At 73.3% G+C, this 24724-nt stretch carries 22 protein-coding genes and 1 pseudogene; 17 read left to right on the top strand and 6 right to left on the bottom strand.

Translation table 11 applies throughout. The annotated features are described in order from the left end of the window. Positions 1-24: 24 nt before the first annotated feature. On the bottom strand, positions 25-1191 hold the full coding sequence (locus GKC29_RS06460; RefSeq protein WP_155329946.1) for a homogentisate 1,2-dioxygenase: 1167 nt from the start codon (positions 1189-1191) through the stop codon (positions 25-27). An 80-nt stretch (positions 1192-1271) separates the two neighbouring features. On the opposite strand from GKC29_RS06460, the gene GKC29_RS06465 reads away from it, so the two are divergent. The 8 genes from GKC29_RS06465 (at position 1272) to GKC29_RS06500 (ending at position 8131) form a co-directional block, all read left to right on the top strand. Continuing rightward, positions 1272-2135: a hypothetical protein gene (locus tag GKC29_RS06465; protein WP_155329947.1), complete on the top strand. Its 864-nt coding sequence runs from the start codon at positions 1272-1274 to the stop codon at positions 2133-2135. A gap of 76 nt (positions 2136-2211) precedes the next feature. Continuing rightward, entirely contained in the window at positions 2212-3411 is a 1200-nt protein-coding gene (fahA, locus tag GKC29_RS06470) for a fumarylacetoacetase (RefSeq protein WP_155329948.1), read from the top strand. A gap of 287 nt (positions 3412-3698) precedes the next feature. After that, positions 3699-3908 carry a DUF397 domain-containing protein gene (locus tag GKC29_RS06475; protein WP_155329949.1) on the top strand — a complete coding sequence of 70 codons (210 nt, stop codon included), beginning with the start codon at positions 3699-3701 and terminating at the stop codon, positions 3906-3908. Positions 3909-4013: 105 nt separating this feature from the next. After that, a complete protein-coding gene (locus GKC29_RS06480) occupies positions 4014-4481 on the top strand; it encodes an SRPBCC domain-containing protein (protein WP_155329950.1) in 468 nt (155 codons plus the stop codon). Positions 4482-4590: 109 nt separating this feature from the next. Then, positions 4591-5844, top strand: coding sequence for a PQQ-binding-like beta-propeller repeat protein (locus GKC29_RS06485; protein ID WP_155329951.1), 1254 nt, complete (start codon positions 4591-4593; stop codon positions 5842-5844). Positions 5845-5897: 53 nt separating this feature from the next. Continuing rightward, on the top strand, positions 5898-6431 hold the full coding sequence (locus GKC29_RS06490; RefSeq protein ID WP_155329952.1) for a hypothetical protein: 534 nt from the start codon (positions 5898-5900) through the stop codon (positions 6429-6431). A gap of 58 nt (positions 6432-6489) precedes the next feature. Then, positions 6490-7032, top strand: coding sequence for a hypothetical protein (locus tag GKC29_RS06495; RefSeq protein ID WP_155329953.1), 543 nt, complete (start codon positions 6490-6492; stop codon positions 7030-7032). 130 nt (positions 7033-7162) lie between these two features. Continuing rightward, the gene (locus tag GKC29_RS06500; RefSeq protein ID WP_230688940.1) at positions 7163-8131 is read left to right on the top strand and encodes a hypothetical protein; all 969 of its coding nucleotides are present in this window, start codon (positions 7163-7165) and stop codon (positions 8129-8131) included. A 63-nt stretch (positions 8132-8194) separates the two neighbouring features. Here the strand turns inward: GKC29_RS06500 and hisC are convergent, their stop codons facing one another. From hisC to hppD, 4 genes are read right to left on the bottom strand one after another with little or no spacing between them, the layout of a single operon-like run. Continuing rightward, positions 8195-9298 (bottom strand): histidinol-phosphate transaminase, encoded by a 1104-nt coding sequence (gene hisC / locus GKC29_RS06505; RefSeq protein WP_155329955.1) that lies wholly within the window; start codon positions 9296-9298, stop codon positions 8195-8197. Continuing rightward, positions 9295-10218, bottom strand: a complete 924-nt coding sequence (locus GKC29_RS06510; protein ID WP_155329956.1) for an RDD family protein — start codon at positions 10216-10218, stop codon at positions 9295-9297. The genes hisC and GKC29_RS06510 overlap by 4 nt, the downstream gene beginning before the upstream one ends. 22 nt (positions 10219-10240) lie before the next feature. Then, positions 10241-10960, bottom strand: coding sequence for an RDD family protein (locus GKC29_RS06515; RefSeq protein WP_230688941.1), 720 nt, complete (start codon positions 10958-10960; stop codon positions 10241-10243). A gap of 10 nt (positions 10961-10970) precedes the next feature. Then, a complete protein-coding gene (hppD, locus tag GKC29_RS06520) occupies positions 10971-12176 on the bottom strand; it encodes a 4-hydroxyphenylpyruvate dioxygenase (RefSeq protein ID WP_155329957.1) in 1206 nt (401 codons plus the stop codon). Positions 12177-12313: 137 nt separating this feature from the next. On the opposite strand from hppD, the gene GKC29_RS06525 reads away from it, so the two are divergent. Next, positions 12314-12814 (top strand): Lrp/AsnC family transcriptional regulator, encoded by a 501-nt coding sequence (locus tag GKC29_RS06525; RefSeq protein WP_155329958.1) that lies wholly within the window; start codon positions 12314-12316, stop codon positions 12812-12814. Between the two features lie 35 nt (positions 12815-12849). On the opposite strand, the gene GKC29_RS06530 is transcribed toward GKC29_RS06525, so the two are convergent. Next, entirely contained in the window at positions 12850-13839 is a 990-nt protein-coding gene (locus GKC29_RS06530; RefSeq protein ID WP_155329959.1) for a helix-turn-helix domain-containing protein, read from the bottom strand. Between the two features lie 69 nt (positions 13840-13908). Between GKC29_RS06530 and GKC29_RS06535 the strand changes: the two genes are divergently transcribed. From GKC29_RS06535 to GKC29_RS06570, 8 genes and pseudogenes are all read left to right on the top strand, one after another. Continuing rightward, a complete protein-coding gene (locus GKC29_RS06535) occupies positions 13909-15114 on the top strand; it encodes an MFS transporter (RefSeq protein WP_155329960.1) in 1206 nt (401 codons plus the stop codon). A gap of 117 nt (positions 15115-15231) precedes the next feature. Continuing rightward, positions 15232-16665: a PQQ-binding-like beta-propeller repeat protein gene (locus GKC29_RS06540; RefSeq protein ID WP_155329961.1), complete on the top strand. Its 1434-nt coding sequence runs from the start codon at positions 15232-15234 to the stop codon at positions 16663-16665. A gap of 127 nt (positions 16666-16792) precedes the next feature. Beyond that, positions 16793-18460, top strand: coding sequence for a fumarate hydratase (locus GKC29_RS06545; RefSeq protein ID WP_155329962.1), 1668 nt, complete (start codon positions 16793-16795; stop codon positions 18458-18460). A 251-nt stretch (positions 18461-18711) separates the two neighbouring features. Then, a complete protein-coding gene (locus GKC29_RS06550; RefSeq protein WP_155329963.1) occupies positions 18712-21678 on the top strand; it encodes a BTAD domain-containing putative transcriptional regulator in 2967 nt (988 codons plus the stop codon). A 45-nt stretch (positions 21679-21723) separates the two neighbouring features. Further along, a complete protein-coding gene (locus GKC29_RS06555) occupies positions 21724-23133 on the top strand; it encodes a class II fumarate hydratase (protein WP_196255893.1) in 1410 nt (469 codons plus the stop codon). A gap of 336 nt (positions 23134-23469) precedes the next feature. Continuing rightward, positions 23470-24150: pseudogene (locus tag GKC29_RS06560) on the top strand (DUF5753 domain-containing protein); the annotation flags it as partial. Beyond that, the gene (locus GKC29_RS06565) at positions 24141-24329 is read left to right on the top strand and encodes a DUF397 domain-containing protein (RefSeq protein WP_155329966.1); all 189 of its coding nucleotides are present in this window, start codon (positions 24141-24143) and stop codon (positions 24327-24329) included. The pseudogene GKC29_RS06560 and the gene GKC29_RS06565, both read left to right, overlap by 10 nt. Further along, a complete protein-coding gene (locus GKC29_RS06570) occupies positions 24326-24721 on the top strand; it encodes a TIGR03618 family F420-dependent PPOX class oxidoreductase (protein ID WP_155329967.1) in 396 nt (131 codons plus the stop codon). Before GKC29_RS06565 ends, GKC29_RS06570 begins: the two co-directional genes overlap by 4 nt. Positions 24722-24724 lie beyond the last annotated feature (3 nt).

The raw sequence follows: 24724 nt of genomic DNA on the forward strand, positions 1-24724 counted from the left end.
AGCTGAGCCACAACCAGAGCGCCGCTACCCCCGGCGGGCCCAGGTCCAGGCGTAGGCGCCGTCCTCGCAGGTGGTGGCCGCGTCGCACAGGTCGAGCGGGCGGAACGTGTCGACCATGACGGCCAGCTCGTCGAAGAAGTCCACGCCGATCGAGCGTTCGGCGGCGCCGGGCTGCGGCCCGTGCGTGAAGCCGGACGGGTGCAGCGAGATCGAGCCCTGCTCGATGCCGGAGCCGCGCCGCGCCTCGTAGTTGCCCCCGGTGTAGAAGAGCATCTCGTCGGAGTCGACGTTGTGGTGGTTGTAGGGCACCGGAATCGCGTCGGGGTGGTAGTCGACCTTGCGCGGCACGAACGAGCAGATCACGAAGTTGGGCCCCTGGAAGGTCTGGTGCACCGGCGGCGGCTGGTGGATCCGGCCGGTGATCGGCTCGAAGTCGTGGATCGAGAACGCCCACGGGTACATGTGCCCGTCCCAGCCGACCACGTCGAACGGGTGGTTCGCGTAGACGTACCGGGTCCATCCCCGACGGTGGCGGACCAGCACCTCCACGTCGGTGCCGTCGACCAGCAGCGGCGCGTCCGGTCCGCGGACGTCCCGCTCGCAGTACGGCGAGTGCTCCAGGAACTGGCCGCGTACGGACAGGTAGCGCTTCGGGGGGCCGATGTGGCCGGCCGCCTCGATGGTGAGCAGCCGGGTCGGCTCCGAACCGGTCGGGACGAGCCGGTGGATGGTCGACGTCGGGATGATCACGTAGTCGCCGGCGGCCGCGTCGAGCACGCCGAACGTCGACTCGACGCGCAGCGTGCCGGACTCGACGTACAGGCAGTGGTCGCCGGTGGCGTCGCGGAACAGCGGGGACGGCCGGTCGGTCAGCACGTACGCGATCCGCACGTCGTCGTTGGCGAGCAGGTACTGCCGGCCGAGGACCGGGTCGGCACCGGTGGCGTCGAGCTTGTGGGTGCGCAGGTGGCGGGGCTTCAGCGGGAGGTTCGGCGTGCGGGTGAACGCCGGCGGGGTGAACTCCTCGGCGGCGACGATCGCGGTCGGCGCGTGCCGGTGGTAGAGCAGGGACGAGTCGGAGGAGAAGCCCTCCTGGCCCATCAGCTCCTCCGCGTAGAGGCTCCCGTCGGGCTGACGGAACTGGGTGTGGCGCTTGCGCGGCACGTCGCCGACGCGGCGGTAGTACGGCATCTCGCCTCCCGGGGCCGATGGGCGTCCGATTATCGGACGCTGTTGTCCGCTTCTTGTAGCGTCCCGTACATTGTTGTCTCGTGTCAACGCAGCTGCCCCGGCTCCTGGCCGGCCTCGTCGACGACGCCGCGGTGTTCCCGCCCGGCAGCGCCCCGCTGCCCGAGGCCGTCACCGCGCACCGGCGCCACCGCACCTCCTGGTACACCGACCTGGTCGGCCCGTTGCTCGTGCCCGCCTCCGCGGTGACCGGGCGCGAGCTGCACCCGCTGGTCGACCCGGCGGAGGATCTGGTCGTCGGGCTGATCGGCGACACCGGGCTGGACGGCCTGCCCGCGACGCTGGCGGCGCTGCCGCCCGGCGTCACCGCCCGCCAGATCGAGGTCGCCGTGGCCAAGCGGGGCGAGGACCCGTTGCCCGGTCTGACCGAGTTGCTGAAGCTGGCCGACCGGTGCGAGGTCACCGCCGTCTACGCCGAGATCCCGCTGACGTTCGGGCTGATGGGCGCCCTGGACGCGCTCGTCGACGCCCGTGCCGCCGGCGCACCGGTGGCGGCGAAGTTCCGCACCGGCGGCCTCGCCGCCGAGCTCTTCCCGACGCCCGCCGAACTGGCCGCCGTGATCTGCGCGTGCCGGGACCGGGAGCTGCCGTTCAAGCTCACCGCCGGCCTGCACCACGCGGTGCGGCACCTGGAGCCGGAGACCGGCTTCACCCACCACGGCTTCGCCAACGTGCTGGCCGCCACGCTCGCCGCCGCCGGGGGCGCCGGGGTGGAGCGGGTCGCCGAGCTGCTCGCGGCGACCGACCCCCGGCCGCTGCTCCAGCCGATCGAAGGCGCCCTGCACGCGGCGCGTCCGCTGTGGGTCGGGTACGGCTCGTGCAGCATCCTGGAACCACTGACCGATCTGATCCGGCTGGGGCTGGTGAACGGGGGCGTTCAAGCATGAGCGAGCGTCAGCGAGCGAATCATCAGTGCAGGGCCGTGGTGCCTCATGACGGCACGGAGCGAAGCGGAGGGCCGGCATGAGTTGGGTGACGGGTGTCGAGGGTTCCCCGTACGGGGTGCACAACCTGCCGTACGGGGTGTTCCGCACGGCCGACCGCGAGCCGCGGGTGGGCGTACGCATCGGGGAACTCGTGCTGGACCTCGGCGGCGCGGAGGCGGCCGGCCTGGTGCTCGCCGCCGGGGCGCTGGGCCGCCCCCGCCTGAACGAGTTCCTGGCGCTCGGCCGTCCCCAGTGGACGGCGGTCCGGCAGCGGATCACCGACCTGCTGACCGACCCGGCCCACCGGGCGGCGGTCGAGCCGCTGCTGGTCCCGCTGGCCGAGGTCGAGCTGCTGCTGCCGTTCGAGGTGGCGGACTACGTCGACTTCTACTCGTCCGAGCACCACGCCGCGAACGTGGGCCAGATCTTCCGGCCCGGCCAGCCGCCGCTGCTGCCGAACTGGAAGCACCTGCCGATCGGGTACCACGGCCGGGCCGGCACGGTCGTCGTCTCCGGCACGCCGGTGGTGCGGCCGCAGGGTCAGCGCGCCACCCCGCAGGGCCCCGTCACCGGTCCTTCGGTCCGCCTCGACATCGAGGCGGAGGTCGGCTTCGTGGTCGGCGTGCCGAGCCCGCTGGGCCGGCCGGTCGCCGCCCGCGACTTCGCCGACCACGTCTTCGGCGTGGTACTGGTCAACGACTGGTCCGCCCGGGACATCCAGGCCTGGGAGTACCAGCCGCTCGGCCCGTTCCTCGGCAAGTCCTTCGCCACCTCGGTCTCGGCCTGGGTGACCCCGCTGGAGGCGCTCGGCGCCGCGTTCGTCCCGGCACCGGACCAGGACCCGCCGGTGGCCGACTACCTGCGCGACGAGCCGCACCTGGGCCTGGACCTGAGCCTCACCGTCGAGTGGAACGGCGAGCGCGTCAGTGAGCCGCCGTTCGCCACGATGTACTGGACCCCGGCCCAGCAACTGGCCCACCTGACCGTCAACGGGGCGTCGCTGCGCACCGGCGACCTGTACGCCTCCGGCACGGTCTCCGGTCCCGAGCGGCACCAGGTCGGTTCGTTCCTGGAGCTGACGTGGGGCGGGACGGAGCCGGTGAAGGTGGGCGGCGGGGAGACCCGGACCTTCCTGGAGGACGGGGACACGGTCACCATCACCGCCACCGCGCCCGGCCCGGACGGTACGACCGTCGCGTTCGGCGAGGTGACCGGAACCATCCTCCCGGCGCACTGACCCGGCCACCCTCCCGGCGCGCCGGGCCGGCCCGTCCGCCCGGCCCGGCTCCGACACCCGGACACCGGGCGCAGCCGACCGTCGCCCGCCCGATCATCCTGACGTACGCCCCGTCCGTCGGGTCCCGCCGATGGGACGCGTCGTCGCACAGATCGTCCGATGGACACCCGCACCTCCCGCGTTTGATCGACCGGATTCCGTCGCTGTGCCGCGCCGGGCCGGGCCCGATCCTCCCCCGTCGGTCCCGGCCCGGCTGTCGGCTGGCGTCCGACGACAGGAGGGTGAGGATGAACGATCTCGCGGGCGCGGTCTGGCGTACCAGTAGCCGCTCGAACGACCAGGGCCTCTGCGTGGAGGTGGCCGACAACCTCGTCGACGCGCTCGGCGTGGTGGCCGTACGCGACTCGAAGGACAGGTCCGGCCCCACGCTGGCGGTGAGTCCCCCGGGGTGGACGGCGTTCGTGCGGGCGATCCAGGCGGGACAGTTCCACTCCTGACCGTCCACAGCCGCGCGCCGCGAGGGGCCTCCCGGGACGGAAATTCCACCCGAGGGGCCCCGTTCCGCGTTCACCCGGCGTACCGTCGACGCCACGGGAGGTGGCATGTCGACTGTGTCGGTGACCCGGTCCATCGAGGCGCACGCCGTTGATGTCTGGCGCCTGCTCACCGACCTGACCGTCCGCACCCGGGCCACCCGAGGCGTCGAGGTGCTGACCGCGGGCGGGTTCGGCCCCGGCACCACCTGGCGGGAGATCCGGTCGCGACCCGACGGGTCCGCCCTGATCGAGGAGTTCGTGGTGATCGCCATGGAGCCGCCGCGACGGCTGGTGCTCAGCTCACCCGGTGCGGGGGTCGACTACCGGGTCACCTGGACGTTGCGCCCGGTCCGCCGGCGTGGTCGCGGGTGCACGCAGGTCACCGTCACGCAGGAGGCGGTCCCCACCGCGCCTTACGGGCGGGTCGTGGCACTTCTCCTCGGCGGGCTGGCCGCCCGGGCGGTCGAGGGCGCCCTGCGCCGGGACCTCGCCGACCTCGCCGCCGCCACCGGCGCCACGAGCGAGGCCGCCTGAGCCCCGAGCCGCGGGATCTCCCACGCGGGCCCGCGATCCCGGGCCGGCCCGTGCAACCTCACAGTTGCCGGGCGCGTCGCGCTGGGTAGGGTGCCGGGCGGAGGTGCGCATGGGGTTCCCGAAGGGCCGGCGACGGGTCGTCCTCGTGGCGGCGGTCCTGCTGGTCGCCGTCGCGGTCGCGGCCACCGTCTGGCGGGTGCTCGCCCCGGCCGAGGTCAGCACACCGGCGCGGGACGTGTACCCGGAGGCCCCGAACCCGGACCCGCGGGTGGTCGCCCGGCTGCCGGTGGCCCCGCTGGTCGTCGACGGCCGGCTCCGGGTGTACGCGGCACAGCGCCAGGTCTACGCTGACCGCCCGGTCGACCACCGCTACCGGACCACCCCGTACTGGTCGTACCGCCGCTGGCCCGCCGAACTGGCCGGGGTGGTGGCGAGCGGGAGCACGGTGGTGAGCCGCTGGTCGGACGGCCTGCTCGTGGCCCTGGACGCGCGGACCGGCCGGGTCGCCTGGCGGGCGGAGGGGCCGGCTCCGGCGCGGATGCCGGCGGTGCGGCGGACCGGGTCGGCGAGGGTGTGGAACCCGGAGGGCCTCTTCGTCGCCGCGGTCCCCGGTGGCGGGTCGGTGGTGGTGGCCGCCGGTGGTGACGCGTTGACCGCCGTCGACCTGACCGACGGGCGGCGCCGCTGGGACGCCGGGGTCGGTTCCGGCTGCCACGACGCGGTCGGCACCACGGCGGGGGGCCGGCTCGTGAGTGTCGACCGGTGCGAGGGACCGGCGACGGTCGAGTTCCGGGACGCGGGCACCGGCACGGTGGGCCGCCGGTGGCGCCCGGCGGGCGCGGGGGACGCGCTGGTCGCCACGCCGCTGGGCTGCCGTACGGGCCGGTCCGGCTGTGCCGGCCTGCGCACGGACGCCGGGTCGGGCGACGGCGCGGCCCGCGGGTGGCTGTTCGGCGACGGCGAGCCGACGGCCGCACCCGCCCTGGACCGGGCGGACAGTGTGCTCGCCGGTGACACCGCGATCGGGACGGTCGGCGGCAGCCTCGTCGGCCGCGATGCGCGGACGGGTGCCGAGCGGTGGCGGCGGGACGTCGGCGGGGCGCGGGTGCTCGCCGTCGAGCCGGACCGGGTGCACCTGGTGACCGACGCCAACGGCTTGCGGACGCTGGACGCGGCCACCGGGTCGCAGCGCTCGTGGTTCACGCTCACCGCCGGATCGGACGGAACGTCGTGGGCGCCGGGGGCCGCGTACGCGGTGGACGGCTTCGTGGCGGTGGAGCGGCTCCGCGAACCGGTCGACCCGGAGGCGGACGATCAGCGCTACTTCTTCACCTCCGAACCGGTGCTGCTCGCCGCGACGTGACTGTCGCCGCGCCCGGCTCGACAAAACGGACATAAGTTACCTATAGTCCCACTGTGCGTCTCCTGACTGCCCTGTCGGGCGCGATCCTGGTCCTCGGCGCCGCAGTGCCGGTGGCGGCCGCTTCCGCGCCCCGAACAGTCCGGTCCGCGCTCACCGTCGGCGTGGACATCACCGTCCCGGCCGCCGTCGATCTCGGTTCCGGCCTGGCCGGGGGGGCGCTCACCGGCTCGCTCGGCGTGGTGGAGGTGCGGGACGCGCGCGGGCCGGTCAACCCCAACACCTGGGTCGCCACCGTCTCCGCCACCGTCTTCGTCACCGGCGCCGGTGGCCCGCAGCGCACCATCACCCGCGACCGGATCTCCTACTGGTCCGGCCCGGCGACCCGCAGTACCGGCGGCGGCACCGTGGTGCCCGGCCAGCCCACCCAGGCGCAGGCGGTGACGCTGGACGTGACCCGGCAGGCGTTCCGCAAGACCTCCGGCAACGGCAACAACCAGGTGCGCTGGTCGCCGACGGTCCGGATCGCGATCCCCGCCGGGATCGTCGCCGGCACCTATCGCGGAACCATCACCCACTCTGTCGCCTGAAGAGTGATTTGTCCGAATCATGCCGTTATGAGAGTTTCGGGGACCTAGCGTAACGCTCATGAGGAAGCCACTTCTGACCCTGACCGCCGCCGCGGCCGCCGTGGTGGCCCTGGCGAGCCCCGCCGCGGCCGCGCCGTCCGGCGACACGATCGTCACCTTCACGGTCGCCACCGCCGACCTGAACATCACCGTCCCCGCCGCCGTGAACCTCGGCTCGGTCTTCGCCGGCAACAGCATCACCGGCGAACTCGGCAACGTCACGGTCACCGACGAGCGGGCGGCCCTGACCGCCACCTGGACCGCCACGGTCTCGGCCAGCTCCTTCACCACCGGTTCCGGCACTCCCGAGGAGACGATCGTGCCCGGCCTCGTGGAGTACTGGTCCGGCCCGGCACTCGCCACCAGCGGCACCGGCATCTTCGTCCCGGGCCAGCCCAGCCAGGCCGACGCGGTGACCCTCAGCGTCCCCCGGACCGCCTTCGCCAAGACCTCCGGCAGCGGCAACAACTCCGCCACCTGGGCTCCGGACATCCGGATCGCCGTCCCGAACACCGCGGTCGGCGGCACCTACTCGGGGGTGATCACCCATTCGGTGGCATGACCCGGCCCGCGCCCTCGCCCTGGCGGTGACCGTCCTGGTCACGGCCGGGGCGCCGGCTTTGGTCACACCAACCGCTGCGGCAGCCTCGCTGATCCGGGCCGGGGCCGAGCCCGCGCCGCGGGAGGCCGACGTGCCGGCGACCGCCGGTCGCTCCGGGGCGCCACAGCCCACCGGCACGCCGAGCCCCAGCGGCCCGTCGGCGTCGGTCGGGATCCGGCTCCTCGATGCACCCGTCAACCGGCGCGACGACACCCGGGCGCACAGGTACATCGTCGACCACGTGAAGCCGGGCACCACGATCAATCGCCGCGTCGCCGTGAAGAACTCGTCGGACATCGACCGGCCGATCGCCCTCTACGCCGCCGCCGCGGAGGTCACGGCGACGGGCTTCGTCTTCGCCCCGGACCGCACCGAGAACGAGTTGAGCAGCTGGATCCGGGTCGAGCCCGACCAGAAGACGCTCGCGCCCGACCAGGAGATCGAGGCGCTGGTCACCATCACCGTGCCGCGCAACGCCGAGGCCGGCGAGCGGTACGCGGTGGTCTGGGCGGAGGTCTCCGGTGCGGGCGACCGCAATGTGCGGCAGATCGGCCGGGCCGGCATCCGCGTCTACCTGTCCGTCGGCCCCGGCGGGGAGCCGCCCTCCGGCTTCGAGGTGGGTCCGCTCACCGGCAGTCGGGAGGCGGACGGCACCCCGGTGGTCACCGCCGAGGTGCGCAACACCGGCAGACGGGCGCTCGACCTGGCCGGCGACCTGTGGCTCACGGACGGGCCGGGCGGGCTGTCGGCCGGCCCGGTGAAGGCCGAGGCGAAGACCCTGCCCCTGGGCGGCAGCGCCACGGTCCGCGTGGTCCTGGACCGGCGCCTCCCCGACGGGCCGTGGTCGGCGAAGCTCGACCTCGCCAGCGGCTGGACCCGCCGCTCCGTCACCGGAACGGTCACCTTCGGGGCGGCTCCGGCGACGGTCAGCGTCGCCGCCGACCGGTCCGACGAGGTCCTGACCGGCGGCCTGGTCACGTCCGGCCTGCTGCTCGCGCTGTTCGCGGTGTACGCGTACCGGCGGCGGACCCGGTTCCGGCCCACCGTGCCGGCCGCCTGAGAAGACGTCCGGGCCGGTCCGCAGGGGGATGGCGGACCGGCCCGGTACCTGTACCTCGGGGCGTCAGCCGAGCGCCGACTCCGCCGCAGCCAGGAAGGCGTCGTTCTCGGCCGGCGTGCCGATGGTGACCCGCACCCCGTCGCCGGGGAACGGCCGGACGATCACGCCGCGCGACTCGCACGCCTTGCCGAACTCCACGGCCCGGTCGCCGAGCGGCAGCCAGACGAAGTTGGCCTGGCTGTCCGGCACGTCCGGGACGAGCTTGCGCAGCGCTTCGGTGACCCTGCCCCGCTCGGCCACCACCAGGGCGCAGCGGCGCTCCACCTCGTCGGCCTGGGCCAGCGCCGCGAGCGCGCCCGCCTGGGCGGCCATGCTGGTCGAGAAGGGCGTGACGACCTTGCGGACCGCCGCCGCCACGTCGGGCTGGGCGACCAGGAACCCGATCCGCAGACCGGCCAGCCCCCACGCCTTGGAGAGCGTCCGCAGCACCGCCACGTTCGGCCGGTCGGCGTAGCTGAGGCCGTCCGGCACCTCCGGGTCGGTGACGAACTCCCGGTACGCCTCGTCGATGACCACCAGCACGTCGTCCGGCACCGCGTCGAGGAACCGGTCCAGCTCGGCCCTGCGCACCGCCGTACCGGTGGGGTTGTTCGGGTTGCAGACGAGGATCATCCGGGTCCGGTCGGTCACCGCCGCGGCCATCGCCGGCAGGTCGTGCCCGTGCCCGGCGTCGTTGAGGACGCGTACGCTGGTCGCGCCGCTGGTCGCCGCGATGATCGGGTACGCCTCGAACGAGCGCCACGCGTAGAGCAGTTCGTCACCGGGCAGGCAGGTGGCCCGCACCAGGTGCTCGGCGAGCGCCACCGACCCGCAGCCCGTGGCGATCCGGTCCGGGTCCACCCCGTACCGCTCGGCCAGGGCCTGGCGCAGCGCCACCACGCCCATGTCCGGGTAGCGGTGCACCCCGGCGGCGGCCTCCGCGACCGCCTGCACGACACCGGGCAGCGGGCCGTACGGCACCTCGTTGCTGGCCAGCTTGATCGCCTCCGGCAGGCCCAGCTCCCGGGCCAGGTCGGCCGGGCTGCGGCCCGGTACGTAGTTGGGCAGCGCGTCCAGGTCGGCGCGGGTCAGCCGCGGCGCCGGCTGGGGACGTCCAGTGTCGGTCATGGGGTGTCTCCCGGGGGTGTGGTGCGGTCGTTCTTCGGGGCGGAGGTACGGGGAAGCTGGACCACCACGGTCTGCGCCCGCTTGTCGTGCAGGGCCTGCCGCATCGGGTGGTCGAAGAGCGGAGAGACCGCGTCGAGGAGCTGGAGCAGCAGGCCCAGGCCGCAGCAGTACCACAGCAGCGTGGGCAGCCCCAGCGTGTTCCACCGACGTAGCGCCCGGCCCACCCCGAGCGGCTGGTCGGCGGCGAGCGGCACGGCCTTGATGCCCACCAGCCGCTTGCCCGGCGTCTGCCCGCCGGCGGCCATCGGCGGCACCTCGTACGCGAGCCACAGCGCCGTGGCGATCAGCAGGATGACCACCAGCAGCGACTCCGCCTGCGCGCCGGGCTGGGGCAGCGGCTCGGACGTCATCTCCCCGCGCTCCACGCGCCGCCACCACTCGGCGAAGGTGGGCCGGAACTCCTGCGCCAGGCGCCAGACGAACCAGCCGTTGACGGCGGCGTTGAGCGCGAACACGACGGCGAAGTCGATCAGCCGGGCGACCAGTCGCGCCCCGTACCCGGCCAGCGGAAGTCCGTGCGGGCGGGGCTCCGGCGGCCGCCCCGGCCAGGCACCGGGCGGCCAGCCGGGCGGCACGGCGTACCCCGGTGGGGCGGCGTGCGGCGGCCAGCCGCCGGGGTGCGGCGGCGGACCGGCCACGGGCCCGGCCGGGCCGACGTGCCCGGCGGGCGGGTGGCCGGGGGCCGGGGAGACCGGTCCGGGGGCGGGCGCCGGCGGCGTGCCGGCGGGTTCGGCCGGCGGGGGACCCTCCGGCGGGGTGGCGTCGACCGGGATGGGCGCGCCGACCCAGCCCTCGCCGTCCCAGTACCGCCGGGTGTCCGGGTCGGCGGGGTCCACGTACCAGCCGGGTGCGACGCTCACCGGGCCGCCTCGTTGCGCTCACTCACTCGGCAACCTTAACGACGACGGTTTCCGCGAACTTGTCGTGGAGGCATTGCTGCCAGGGCTTGTCCCACAGCTGCCAGAACCCGTCGACGTAGCTGAGACCGGGGACCAGGGTGCCGGCGAGGTACTGCACCAGCCAGCGCCGGCCGACCGTGCGCCGGGTCAGCGGCCGGGCCGGATCCAGCGGGACGACTCGTAGCTTCATGATCTTCTTGCCGAACGTCTGGCCGTCACGCCGCAGCAGGTACTCCACGTGGTACAGCCAGTACAGGGCGATCACCAGGACGAACAGCCCGACGTAGGCCAGCAGCAGCGGCAGCAGGAAATCCTGGAAGAGCACGCGCGGGTCCGGCTCGACCGGTGTCCCGTCCGGGTTGGTCCGCGTCATCTCCCGGAACATCCGCAACCAGAGGACCAGGTAGACCGGGAGGAAGAACACCAGCGCGACGACCGTCGCCAGCGCTGCGTCGACCAGCCACGCCACCAGTCGATCGGGGAAGCTCGCGAGCGGGAGCCCGTTCGGGGCGAGCGCCGGAGGCGGCGGCACCGGCCCGGGCGGTCCGGCGTACCCCGGGGGCGCGGGCCAGCCGGGTGGCGCGACGGGCGCCCACTGGGGTGGCACCGCGTACCCCGGGGGACCGGCGGGCGGCAGCGAGCCGCCGGCGGCGGGCGGGGGCCCACCGGCCGGCGGCATCGGGTACGACGGAGGCTGCGTCACGCGGACAGTGTTACAGGTTGCCGCGCTTCTCCTGCTCCCGCTCGATGGCCTCGAAGAGCGCCTTGAAGTTGCCCTTGCCGAAGCCCAGGGAGCCGTGCCGCTCGATCAGCTCGAAGAACACCGTCGGGCGGTCCTGCACCGGCTTGGTGAAGATCTGGAGCAGGTAGCCGTCCTCGTCGCGGTCGACCAGGATCTTGCGGGCCTTCAGCTCCTCGATCGGCACCCGCACCTCACCGATGCGGGCGCGCAGCTCCGGGTCGTCGTAGTACGAGTCCGGCGTCTCCAGGAACTCGACGCCCGCCGCGCGCATCGCGTCGACGCTGGCCAGGATGTCGTTGGTGGCCACGGCGATGTGCTGGGCACCGGGGCCCTGGTAGAACTCCAGGTACTCGTCGATCTGCGACTTCTTACGGGCGACCGCCGGCTCGTTCAGCGGGAACTTCACCTTGCGGGTGCCGTTGGCGACGACCTTGCTCATCAGCGCCGAGTAGTCGGTGGCGATGTCGTCACCGACGAACTCCGCCATGTTGGTGAAGCCCATGACGCGCTTGTAGAACTCGACCCACTCGTCCATCCGGCCCAGCTCGACGTTGCCGACGACGTGGTCGACCGCCTGGAAGAACCGCTTCGGCTGGATGCCGGCGTCGATCATCGGCTGCCGGTCCACGATCGGGCCGCGCGCCACGAAGCCGGGCAGGAACGGGCCGCTGTAGCGGGACCGGTCGACCAGGGTGTGCCGGGTGTCGCCGTACGCGGCGATCGCCGCCATCCGGACGGTGCCGTGCTCGTCGCTGACGTCGTGCGGCTCGACCAGGCCGGTCGCGCCCTGCGCGGTGGCGTGCGCGTACGCGGCGTCGACGTCCGGCACCTCCAGGGCGATGTCGGAGACGCCGTCGCTGTGCTTCGCCACGTGGTCGGCGCCCTCGGCGTCCGGGTGGACCGCGCCGGTCAGCACGAACCGGGCCGAGCCGCTGGTCAGCACGTACTGGGCGCGGTCGCGGTAGCCCTGCTCCGGCCCCCGGTACGCCACGCAGGTCATGCCGAACGCGGTGGAGTAGTAGTGGGCGGCCTGCTTGGCGTTGCCCACCAGGAAGTGGACGTGGTCGAGCCCCTTGACCGGGAACGGGTCGTGGCTGATGTCGTGGTCGACGGCGCCGACCAAACGGTCGACGTCGACCTCCTCGGTCGACTGGGGTCGGTCGATCGCCTGGGTCATGGTTGCCTCCCTCGCGTACCGGCCGGCCGCGCGGGCCGACGCTGTGCTCTTCCCGCGAATATCGCCGTGCGCGGGCTCACTGGGCAACTGTCCCGGTTCTGGCTGGTCAGGTTGCACAAGGAGTAGAGTCCTGACCCGTGAACACTGGTCAGGATGTCCAGCTCGACGGGCTCGACTCGCGGTTGATCGAACTGCTCGCCGAGGAACCCCGGATCGGCGTGCTGGAGTGTTCCCGCCGCCTCGGCGTGGCCCGGGGCACCGTGCAGGCCCGCCTCGACAAGCTGGTCGAGCGGGGGGTGATCGGCGGTTTCGGGCCGGACGTGTCGCCGGCCGCCATCGGGTTCGGGGTGACCAGCTTCGTCACTCTGGAGATCAGCCAGCGGCACGGCCACGACCCGGTCACCGCCCACCTGGCGGCGATCCCGGAGGTGCTGGAGGCGCACACCATCACCGGCACCGGTGACCTGCTCTGCCGCATCGTGGCCCGGTCCAACGCCGACCTCCAGCGGGTGATCGACCAGATCGTCTCGTACGAGGGCATAAGGCGGGCATCAACGATCATCGCCCTGGCCGAACAGATCCCGTACCGCGTCCTCCCCCTGGTCCGCTCCGCGGTGCAAGGAAGGGCCCCCTGTTAACGCCTCCGGTAGTAGAAGGGTCCCTTGTTAACGCCTCAGGGCGTAGCGGCCAGGGCGTCGCCCAGCGGGGTGCGTCGGTAGAGGACGGCGCGGCCGGTTCGGGTACGCGTCACCAGGCCGGACTCGCGGAGCACCGACAGGTGGTCGCCCGCCCCGCCGAGGCTCAGGTTGAGCTGAGCGACGAGCTGGCTCGTGGTCGCGGGTACAGCCAACGCCCGCAGGATCGTCGCCCGGGCCCGGCCGACCAACCGGTCCAGCGCCTCGTCGGGGCGGGTCGGGTCGGGTGGCCCGAGGAGCTCGGCGACCCCGGAGGCCCGGTAGACGATGGCGAACGGCCAGGGCTGCTGGACGTAGTTGATCATCATGCCGAACACGGTGGGGACGAGGAGCAGCCCCTGCCCGGCCAGCGTGTACGTCTCCGGATCGCGGTCGGCCACCTCGATGTACCCGACCGCCCCGCCGGGCACCCACCGCAGCCGGGGGTCCAGGCCCGCGACCGCCGACCCCCAGCCGTACGCCAGGAGGCGCCCGGCCCGGTGCAGCAGGTCCCGTTCCAGGACGGCCCGCAGGCGCGGCCAGTCCGGCTCCACCAGGGTCGTCCAGGCCGCCTCGATGCCGACCGCGAGGCGGTCCACCACGTCCGGAGAGTCGTAGATCCGGCGGGCGTACGCCGGTGGGGTGCGGTGCCCGGCGAGATTGCAGGCCAGTTCCTCGCGGGCCTGCGCCAGTGGCGTCGCGCGGACCACCGCCAGTTCGTCGGCGAAGTCCCGGCCGGTGCCGTCCGGCGGCGGGTGGATGAAGTCCGCGTTGTACCCGCCCCGGCGCAGCAGCGCCAGCAGCGCCCCCACCGCCGGCTGTTGCCGCCGCAGTCGCTCGTACGCCGGCCGCACCCGGGCCACCCAGGGAGCCAGGCCGGGGGCGGTGTTCTGCCCGGCGCAGAGCCGGAGCGCGAACATCGCCTCACCGAGGGGCGAGATCGCGAACCGACTGGCCGCGACGTCGGCGGGAGTGACCTCGATCCGCACCGTCACCTCCTTGTTTCGCCCAGCAGCGAAAGGATAGAGGGGGTTTCGGCGAGCCGGCACGCTGACCGGGTGACCCTGACCGAAACCCGTCCCGCCACCTACCGGGACGTTTTCGCCGTCGCCGAGTTCCGGGTGCTCTTCGGCAGCTTCGGCGTGTTCCTGATCGGCGAGACGGTGAAGATGCTCGCCCTGTCCGTGCTGGTCTACGAGCGCACCGGCTCGGGGCTGCTCGCCGCGCTGGCGTACGTGACCGGGTTCCTGCCGCACGCGTTCGGCGGGGTGTTCCTGCTCGCGCTGGCCGACCGCTGGCCGCCGCGCGCGCTGATCGTCGGGTACGACCTGCTCCGGCTCGCCGTGGTGGTGGTGCTCGCCCTCGGCGTGCTCTCCCCGGGGGCCATGCTCGGGCTGGTCGCGGTCGTCGGCCTGTTCGGCCCGGTCAGCAGCGCCGCGCGGACCGCGCTGCTGCCGGAGGTGCTGCACGGCGACGCGTACGTCCTCGGGCGGTCCCTGCTCACCGTGGCGGCCGGCGGCACGCAGGTGGCCGGGTTCGCCCTCGGCGGGCTGCTGCTCGGCCTGGTCGGCCCGTACGGCGCGCTCTGGCTGACCGCCGCCACCTGCGGGCTGTCCGCCCTGCTCGTCCGCGTCGGGCTGGCACGACGCCCACCTCGGGCGCGACCGGACGGCGGGAACGCGGTCCGGGAGACCTGGCGGGTCAACCGGGCGTTGCTCGCCGACCGGCGCGTCCGGGGCCTGCTGCTGGCGCAGTGGCTGCCCGGCTCGGTGCTGGTCGGGGCGGAGGGCGTCGCCGTGCCGTACGCCGCCGGCCTCGGCGTCGACGCCAGTGCGGGCCTGCTGCTGATGGCAGCCGCGTTCGGGATGCTCGTCGGGGACCTGCTGGTGGGGCGGTTCGTCGCGCCGGCCCGCCGGGAGGCGTGGACGCCGTGGCTCGCGCTCCTGCTCGGCGTACCCATGCTGGCGTTCGTGGCCCGACCGGCGATGTGGCCGGCGGCGGCGCTCTTCGCGGTGGCCACCGCGGGCTTCGCGTACCAGCTCGGCCTGGCCCGCCGGTTCCTGCACGCGGTGCCACAGGAGCGGCGCGGGCAGGCGTTCGGACTGGTCAGCACCGGTTTGATGGCGGTGCAGGGGCTCGCGGCGGCGGCTGGCGGTGCGCTCAGCGAGGTGCTGGCGCCGGGCACGGTGATGGCGCTGGCCGGGGTGGCGTCGCTGGTGGCGACGCTGGCGCTGTGGCGGGTGCTGACGCCGCCGCGGCCGTGAGCCTGAGGTGTTAAAAAGGGGCCCTTCCTCTGCATCAGGCGTTAATAAGGGGCCCTTCCTTCCATCCAACGGCGTGCCGGGGGGCGTTTGTGGGGGGTGGGTGGCTACGTTGGGGTGGTGGCGAAGGGGAGCGGCCTCGGCGTACGTGGCTGGCTGCTGCTCGGGCTGATCACCGTCGTCGTCCTCGCGTCGACCGGAGTGTGGAACCCGTTCCCCGGCATCTGGGACTGGGTCGACCGCAGCGAGCCGATCTCCGAGCCCGACGTGGTCTGGCAGCACCGGATCGGCGGCACGCCGCGCAGCGTCACCTTCGCCGGGGACACCGTCGTGGTCGAGCAGCGCACCCGGGTAGAGGCACGCCGGCTCAGCGACGGCACCCAGCTCTGGGAGCGCAAGGCCGACTGGGCGGCGGTGGCCGGCGGCGACCGGGACGCCGTCGTCGTCGTGGGCAAGCTCCTGGTCAAGGGGTACGAGGTACTCGACCCCACCACCGGCGTCACCCGGCGGCGGGACGACGACGCCGTGGCCGTCTGGACGTGGCGCAACCTGCTGCTCGACGCCCGCTGCGTCGAACCGACCGACTGCACACTCAGCGCCTGGGACCCGCGCGGCACGGCTCCGCTGTGGACGGCGTTCGTGCCCGGCGTCCGCAGCGGCCTGCTCGGCGACAACCCGGCGCTGCTCGACACCCGCCGGCTCGACGCCGTCCGGATCGACGAGGAGGCGGCCGGGCCGGAACCGGTGCCCCCGCTGCTCGGTCTCCCGGTCGACAACCGGGTGCACGTGCTGGACACCGCCACCGGGCGGGTCCTCACCGACGTCGAGCCGGGCCGCGAGGAACGGCTGTCGGTGGTCGGCGGCCGGCTGCTGCGGATCACCGCCCGGTCCCAGGACGGCACCTGCTTCTTCACCATCTCCGGCCGGGACCCGACCACCGGCCAGGAGGCGTGGCAGCGTGCCGGCGTCAACCTGCGGACCGCCGACGCCGCCGGGTGCGCCCAGCGGGAGGACCCGCAGGGCGCGCGCAACGTCCTCCTCGGGGTGGCGCCGGACGGCCGGGAGGCGGTCCTCGACGGGTACGACGGCCGACTGCTGCTCGTCACCGCCCCCGGTGAGAAGATCGTCGCCGTCGACGACCGGTACGCCCTGGTCCGCGCCGCCGACAAGCGCTCCGTCTCCGCCCGGGAACTCGGCACCGGCCGGATCCGGTGGAGCCGTCCCACCGGCGCGAAGGCGGGGGCCGCGCTCACCCCGTACGCGGCGGTGCTCGCCGAGGACAAGCCGTCCCGGCTGGTGGCGCTCGACCCGCGTACCGGTGCGGAGCTGGCGACCCTGCGGACGGCCGCGAACGCGCTCGCCGTCGGCCCCACCGGCATGATCATCGGTGAGGGCCGGGAGATCGGGTACGTCCGCTTCGGCGGTGCCGCGGTCGCCCCGCCGCCGGCCGGCGGTGACGGGCCGCGGCCGGGCCCCGCCGGGACCGGTGACGTGCCGGCGCCCGAGGACAGCTGCGGGCCGAAGCGGGAGCTGTGCCCCGACCCGGGCAGCTGACCGTGGTCCCACGGCGGCGGCCGCTCCGGCGCCTCCGCCCGGTCCGACCGGCGCCGATGAGAGCGGCGTCCCAGGACCCACCCGGCGGGTGGGACTGATCGACCCTCCTGCCCTAGGCTTTCCGCTCATGAGCAGTGCCGCCGCCTTCTCGTACGCCCCCCTGCTGCCGACCGGTCCCGACCAGACGGAGTACCGCCTGGTCACCGACGAGGGCGTCGACATCGTCGACGGGCCCGGAGGCCGCCGGTTCCTCACCGTGGAGCCGGCCGCGCTGACCGCGCTGACCGCCGAGGCGATGCACGACATCGCGCACTTCCTGCGCCCCGCGCACCTGGCGCAGCTCCGGTCGATCATCGACGACCCGATGGCCTCCCCGAACGACCGGTTCGTCGCGTTGGACCTGCTGCGCAACGCCAACATCGCGGCCGGCGGCGTGCTCCCGATGTGCCAGGACACCGGCACCGCGATCGTCATGGGCAAGCGCGGCCGGCACGTCCTCACCGACGGCGCCGACGCCGAGGCCATCTCCCGCGGAGTGTGGCAGGCGTACACCCGACTGAACCTGCGGTACTCGCAGCTCGCCCCGCTGACCATGTGGGAGGAGCGCAACACCGGCAGCAACCTGCCGGCCCAGGTGGAGATCTACGCCGAGGACCCGGACGGGCACCCGGACGCGTACAAGTTCCTCTTCATGGCCAAGGGCGGCGGCTCGGCCAACAAGTCGTACCTCTACCAGGAGACCAAGGCCCTGCTGAACCCGACGCGGATGATGCAGTTCCTGGAGGAGAAGCTGCGGCTGATCGGCACGGCGGCGTGCCCGCCGTACCACCTGGCCATCGTCATCGGCGGCACCAGCGCCGAGTACGCGTTGAAGACCGCCAAGTACGCCTCCGCGAAGTACCTGGACGCGCTGCCCACCTCCGGCTCGCTCACCGGGCACGGCTTCCGTGACCTGGAACTGGAGGCGGAGGTGCTGGAGCTGACCCGCAACTTCGGCATCGGCGCGCAGTTCGGCGGGCGGTACTTCTGCCACGACGTACGGGTGGTCCGGCTGCCCCGCCACGGGGCGTCCTGCCCGGTGGCGATCGCCGTCTCCTGCTCGGCGGACCGGCAGGCGGTCGCGAAGATCACCCCGTCGGGCGTGTGGCTGGAACGACTCGAAACCGACCCGGCCCGCTACCTGCCCGACGTCACCGACGCGCAGCTGGACACCTCCGAGGTCGTCCGGGTCGACCTCAACCGGCCGATGGACGAGATCCGCGCCGAGCTCTCCAAGTACCCGGTGAAGACCCGCCTGTCGCTGAGCGGCCCCCTGGTCGTCGCCCGGGACATCGCCCACGCGAAGATCGCCGAGCGGCTGGACGCCGGTGAGCAGATGCCGTCGTACCTGCGCGACCACGCCGTCTACTACGCCGGCCCGGCCAAGACCCCCGAGGGGTACGCCTCCGGCTCGTTCGGCCCGACGACCGCCGGCCGGATGGACGCGTACGTGGAGAAGTTCCAGGCGGCCGGCGGCTCGATGGTGATGCTGGCCAAGGGCAACCGCTCCGCCCAGGTCACCCGCTCCTGTCACCAGCACGGCGGCTTCTACCTCGGCTCGATCGGCGGCCCGGCCGCCCGGCTCGCGCAGGACTGCATCAAGCACGTCGAGGTCCTGGAGTACCCCGAGCTGGGCATGGAGGCGGTCTGGAAGATCGAGGTGGAGGACTTCCCGGCGTTCATCGTCGTGGACGACAAGGGCAACGACTTCTTTGCCGAGGTCACCAAGCCGGTCCTCACCGTCGGCCGCCGCTGAGGTTCCGCGTACGCGTCGGCCGTTCCCCTCGCGGAGTACGGCCGTCGGCGTCTCCGACGCCGGTGCGCCCGTCCGTCTGGGGACCGGGCGGGCGCACCGCCCCCGTCGGATGCCGCATCCGGCAACCCGGATCGAGTCTCGACCTCCGCCCTGTCGATCCGCTCTCACATCGCTATCACCGGCGTGTGGCGAGCTGTCACCACCGGGCTACGCTGCTGGAAGTTGCCTGGATTCGACGGCGGGGGCGGTAGATGCGGTTCGGGATCCTGGGACCCTTGCGGGTCGGTGGTGGCGATGCCACCGTCACCGCGGGTCGGGACCGGACCGTCCTCGCCATGCTGCTGCTGCGGGCCGGCCGGATCGTGCCGGTGGACGACCTGGTCGACGCGGTCTGGGAGGACCGGCCACCGGCCACCGCGCGAGCCCAGTTGCAGACCTGCGTGTCCCGCCTGCGGCAGCGCCTCGTCGCGCTCGGGCTGCCACCGGAGGCCATCGTCACCGACCCGGTGGGCTACGGCGTACGCACGGCGGACGGTGACCTCGACGCGGAGGTGTTCGCCCGGGAGGTCGACGCCGCCCGGTCGGCCGTCGCCGCCGGCCAGCTCGCGGACGCCCGCCGCCGCTTCCGCGCCGGGCTCGCCCTCTGGCGTGGCCCGGCGCTGAACGGAATCACCAGCCGGAGCGTGCGCCGCCGGGCCCAGGCCCTGGACGAGCAGCGGCTGACCGCGCTGGAGGAGTGCGTGGATGTCGAGCTGCGGCTCGGCCACGCGGCCGACCTGCTCGACGAACTCGCCGAGACAGTGGAACGGCACCCCCTGCGGGAGCGGTTGCGCGGTCACCTGATGCTCGCTCTCTCCGCGGTCGGACGGCAGGCCGACGCGCTCGCCGTCTACCGGGAGGGCCGCCGGTTGTACGCCGAGGAGCTGGGCATCGATCCCGGCGCGGCGTTGCAGGAGCTGCACCAGCGGGTGCTCGCGGGCGACCTCGCCATGACCACCACCCAGCGGACGACGGTCACCTCGGTTCGGGCCCTGCCCCGGGCGATCGACGACTTCACCGGCCGCCAGGACACCATCGCCCGCCTGCTGAAGGAGATCGAGCAGGACGGCACCCGGATCCCGGTGATCGACGGGATGGCGGGCAGCGGCAAGACCACCCTCGCTGTGCACCTGGCGAACCGGATCGCCGGCCGCTACCCCGACGCGCAGCTCTTCATCGACCTGCACGGCCACAGCGAGCGCACGCCACTGTCGCCCACCGCTGCGCTGGCCACCCTGCTGCGGCAGCTGGGCGTGCCGCCCGAGCGCATCCCGGTGCACCTGGACGACCGGCTCACGCTGTGGCGCACCGAGCTGTCCGGGCGCCGGGCGCTGGTGCTGCTGGACAACGCCGCGAGCGCCGACCAGGTCGCGCCCCTGCTTCCCACCGGACCCGGCTGCCTGACGCTGGTCACCAGCCGGCGCCGACTGGTGGGGCTGGACGAGGGGCGTCCCTCCTCGCTGCCGGTGCTCGACCTGGACGAGGCCGTCGAGCTGCTGGGCCGGGTGGCGGGTGCGGACCGGGTCGCGGCCGAACCGGAGGCCGCCGCCGAGGTGGCACGTCGCTGCGGGTACCTGCCCCTGGCCATCCGGCTCGCCGGCGCCCGGCTGGCCCACCGACCGGGGTGGCGGATCGCCGACCTCGTCGACCGGCTGGCCGGCGCCCGCGATCCGCTCGCCGAGCTCGTCGCCGGGCAGCGCTCGGTCGGGGACGCGTTCGCCCTGTCGTACGCCCAGGTGCCCCCGGCAGCGCAGCGCCTTTTCCGGTTGCTCGGCCTGCACCCGGGGATCCGGTTCGACAATTCGGTCGCCGCCGCCCTGACCGACCTGCCGCTGCCCGACGCGCAGGCCCTGCTCGACGAACTCGTCGACGCGCACCTGGTCGACGAACCCGAGCCCGGCCGGTTCCGCCTGCACGACCTGGTCCGCGAGTACGCCCGGCGGCTCCTCGCCGAACCGGAACGGCGGGCCGCCCTGGAACGTCTGCTCGACCATCACCTGTACGTCGCCGACACCGTCAGCGCGCAGATCGAGACGAGCAGCGGCCGAGGGTTGTTCGCCCTGCCGCCACCGCCGCGACCGGACCTGGTGGCTGCCGCGGCGCAGTGGGCGGGTTGGTACGACGAGAACCGGGCGGTGCTGACCGCCCTGGTCCGGCTGGCCGAGGAGGACGGGTTCCGCCGGCACTGCTGGCAACTGGCCCGCGCGACGTGGGGCGCGAACTTCGAGCGGGGCCACCTGGACGACCTGGTCGAGACGCACAGCGCCGGCCTGCGCGCCGCTCAGCGGCTGGGCGACGACGACGCCGTGTCCGTCATGCTCAACTACCTGTCGTCGGCCTACTACCGGCTAGCGCGCATTCCGGAGGCCATTCGGCTCATCGAGATGGCGCTTGACCTGCGGCGCCGACTCGGTTTGGTGCATCAGGTGCGAGTCAGCCTGTGGAACCTGGGCAGTCTGCACGCCGCGAACGGTGACTACCGGCAGAGCAAGGAGTGCTTCGACGAGGCGCTCGGCCTGACCCGGCAGTTCGGTGCGTCCGCCGAATCCGCCAACCTGCTCAACAACCTGGCTGACGCCCTGCTCAACTGGGGACGCTACGACGAGGCGTTGCGGGCCAGCCGGCAGCACCTGCTGAACTCGCGTCAGATACACGACCTGAGGCACGTGTCGCGGGCGATCGGGCACATCGGGGTGATCCGCCACCGGATGGGGGACGTCGAGCCGGCCCGACGGTTGCTGCGGACGGCGCTGGTCCTGAAGCGCCGGTTCGGCAACCGGTACGGGGAGGGCGAGGCGCTCAACGAACTGGGTGCGATGGAGCGCGGGGCGGGCCGGCCGGAGGCGGCAGCGGCACTGCACCGGGAGGCGCTGACCGCGATGATCGACTCAGGCGACCGGATCGCGCAGTGCGCGTCGCGCAACCTGCTCGCGCGGGCGATCCTGGAGCAGGGGGACGTCACCAGCGCGCTGGATCTGTTCCGCCGGGTGCTGACTGACGCGGCCAGGATCGGCAATCGCTACGAGCAGGCGCGGGCGCTGGACGGGATCGCCCGCTGCCTCCGGACGGACGACCCGGTCGCCGCCCGCGTGCACTGGACGCGGGCGCTCGCCCTGTTCCAGCAGATCGACGTGCCGGAGCGGCACGAGGTGGAGCGGCTGCTCGGCGAGCTGGGCTGAGTCGCTCGGCGCGAACAACTGCACGCCGTGGCGGTGCGCGGCAGGATGGTACGCGTGACGACTCCAGAGGCGACGGGTTACCGGATCGAACGCGACTCGATGGGCGAGGTGGAGGTGCCCGCCGAGGCGCTGTGGCGGGCGCAGACCCAGCGTGCGGTGCAGAATTTCCCGATCTCCGGCCGGGGGATCGAGCCAGCTCAGATCAAGGCCCTGGCGCAGGTGAAGGGGGCCGCGGCTGAGGTCAACGGCGAGCTGGGGGTGATCGACGCGAACGTGGCCGCCGCGATCGTGGCCGCCGCCGCGCACGTGGCCGCCGGTGGGTACGACGACCAGTTTCCGGTGGACGTCTTCCAGACCGGCTCCGGCACGTCCTCCAACATGAACGCCAACGAGGTGATCGCCACCCTGGCCAGCCGGGAGCTGGGCCGGGACGTGCACCCCAACGACGACGTCAACGCCTCGCAGTCCAGCAACGACGTCTTCCCGACGTCGATCCACCTGGCCGCCACCCAGTTCGTGGTGGAGGATCTGCTCCCCTCGCTCCGGCATCTGGCCGAGGCGCTGGAGGGCAAGGCGGTCGAGTTCGAGACCGTGGTGAAGGCGGGCCGTACCCACCTGATGGACGCCACGCCGGTCACTCTCGGCCAGGAGTTCGGCGGGTACGCCGCGCAGGTCCGCTACGGCATCGAGCGGCTGGAGTCGGCGTTGCCCCGCCTCGCCGAGCTGCCGCTGGGCGGCACCGCCGTGGGCACCGGCATCAACACCCCGCTCGGCTTCGCCGCCCGGGTGATCGAGAAGCTGCGCGCCTCGACCGGCCTGCCGCTGTCGGAGGCGCGCAACCACTTCGAGGCGCAGGGCGCGCGGGACGCCCTCGTGGAGACCTCGGGGCAGCTCCGCACGGTCGCGGTCGGCCTGTACAAGATGGCCAACGACATCCGCTGGATGGGCTCCGGTCCCCGCGCCGGACTGCGCGAGCTGCGCATCCCGGACCTCCAGCCCGGGTCGTCGATCATGCCCGGCAAGGTCAACCCGGTTGTCTGCGAGGCCGTCCGCCAGGTCTGCGCCCAGGTGATCGGCAACGACGCCACCGTCGCCTTCGCCGGCTCCCAGGGCGACTTCGAGCTGAACGTCATGCTCCCGGTCATGGCCCGCAACATCCTGGAGTCGATCAAGCTGTTGGCCGCGTCGAGCCGCCTGTTCGCCGACCGCTGCGTGGTCGGCCTGGTCGCGGACGCCGAGGTCTGCCTGGCGTACGCGGAAGGCTCGCCGTCGATCGTGACCCCGCTCAACCGCCACCTCGGGTACGACGAGGCCGCCTCGATCGCCAAGGAGGCGCTGGCCAAGCAGATCTCCATCAAGGAGGTGGTGATCGCCCGGGGGCACGTCGACTCCGGCAAGCTCACCGAGACGCAGTTGGAGGAGGCGCTCGACCTGCTCCGGATGACCCATCCCTAGCCGTCCTCCGGCCAGCGTGAGCCGGGCCGTCGCGCACGGCCACGGCGCCGCGCCGGCCCGGCACAGCCAGATCGGTGGCAGCGGCGGGTGCGGACGCCCGGCCGGCGGTTGTCGGGGCGGCACCTGGCGGGCTGGCGTGGGCGGCCGGGTCGGGGGGTCCTCGCGGGTGGGGCCGGGCATGGTGGTGCCCTCCTTTGGAGCTGACTCGTTCACGACATCACCCCGGCGCGGCGGGACCGCCCGGCCGGGGGAACGGGCGGTCCCGCGCGGCGCGGCCGTCTCGGGGACTGGGCCGGCCGCGCCGCTCTTCACACTCTGCTGTGGACACCACTACGGTCGGAAGTGTTTCACTACTCGGCGTCGATGGTCAGCGCCGTCGAGTTGGGCCAACAGCCGCCCACCGGCAAGTACCTGGAACAGTTCGACAAAGCCCTCGACACCGGCGGCCTCTTCGGCCGCATGCTGAGCGACCTGGTCAGCCTCGACCGCGCTCAGGCCTGGCAGCGTGGCGCGAAAGCGATCATTGCCCAAGCTGCCCGGCTGCGATGGTTTGAACCGTTGTACGTTCCTGGCCTACTTCAGACCGAGGGTCATGCGAGAGCCGTCTTCGAGGCGGGCGGCCTCCTCAATGCCGAAGATCCTGTCAGGCGAAGCGCGCCCTACCGGGTGGCGATCGTCGACGAGGCTGCCCTGCGTCGGCGCGTGGGGGAGCGCAAGACCATGGCCGAGCAGTTGCTACACCTCGCGCAGGTCGCCGCCGAGCATCCCCGGGTCCGACCGCACGTCGTTCCTCGCTCGGCCACGGAGTATCCCGGCCTGAGTGGGCCGTTCATCTTGGCGACCTCGGTCGACGGCAGTGACGTGGCCTTCCTCAGCAGCCACATCGGAGGGCAGGAGCTAGATCGACCCCAGGATCTCTCGTTCCTGCGGCAGGTGTGGGAGGTTAGCCTCGGCGAGGCGTGCACACCCGCGCGGTCAATCGACCTGATGAAGGAAGTGGCCAAGTCGTGGAGTTGAGCGGCGCCCGGTGGCGCAAGAGCAGTCGAAGCGGCCAGTCCAACGACTGTGTCGAGGTGGCGACGAATCTGCCGGGGCTGGTGGGGGTGCGGGACAGCAAGGATCCGGCGGGGGCGGTGCTGTGCTTCGGAGCGTACAACTGGCGGGTCTTCGTGGCGGCGTTGCCGCAGCGGAGGTGACCGGCGCGCCCGGCGCGGACGTCCTCGCCCGGCTGGCCCGCGAACGGGTCGTGTGGCTCTGCACGTTGCGGGCGGACGGGTCGCCGCACCTGACGCCGGTGTGGTTCCTGTACCGGGACGGTGAGTGGTGGGTCGGTACGGCCGAGCGGAACCGCAAGGTCCGCAACGTGCTCGCCGACCCACGGGTGTCGCTGGCACTGCCGGACGGCGATTCGCCGGTCGTGGCGGAGGGGACGGCAACGGTGGTGCGGACGCCGTTCCCGGCCGATGTGGTGACGGCGTTCCGGAATCGGTACGACGGCTGGGACGTCTCGGTCGACGGGCCGGACGGCCGGTACGTGCTGTTGCGGATCGCGGTGTCCCGGTGGCTGTTGACCGGCTCGGCGCGCTGATGC

Source organism: Micromonospora sp. WMMC415, from assembly GCF_009707425.1.
In the GTDB taxonomy this organism is placed as follows: Bacteria; Actinomycetota; Actinomycetes; order Mycobacteriales; family Micromonosporaceae; genus Micromonospora.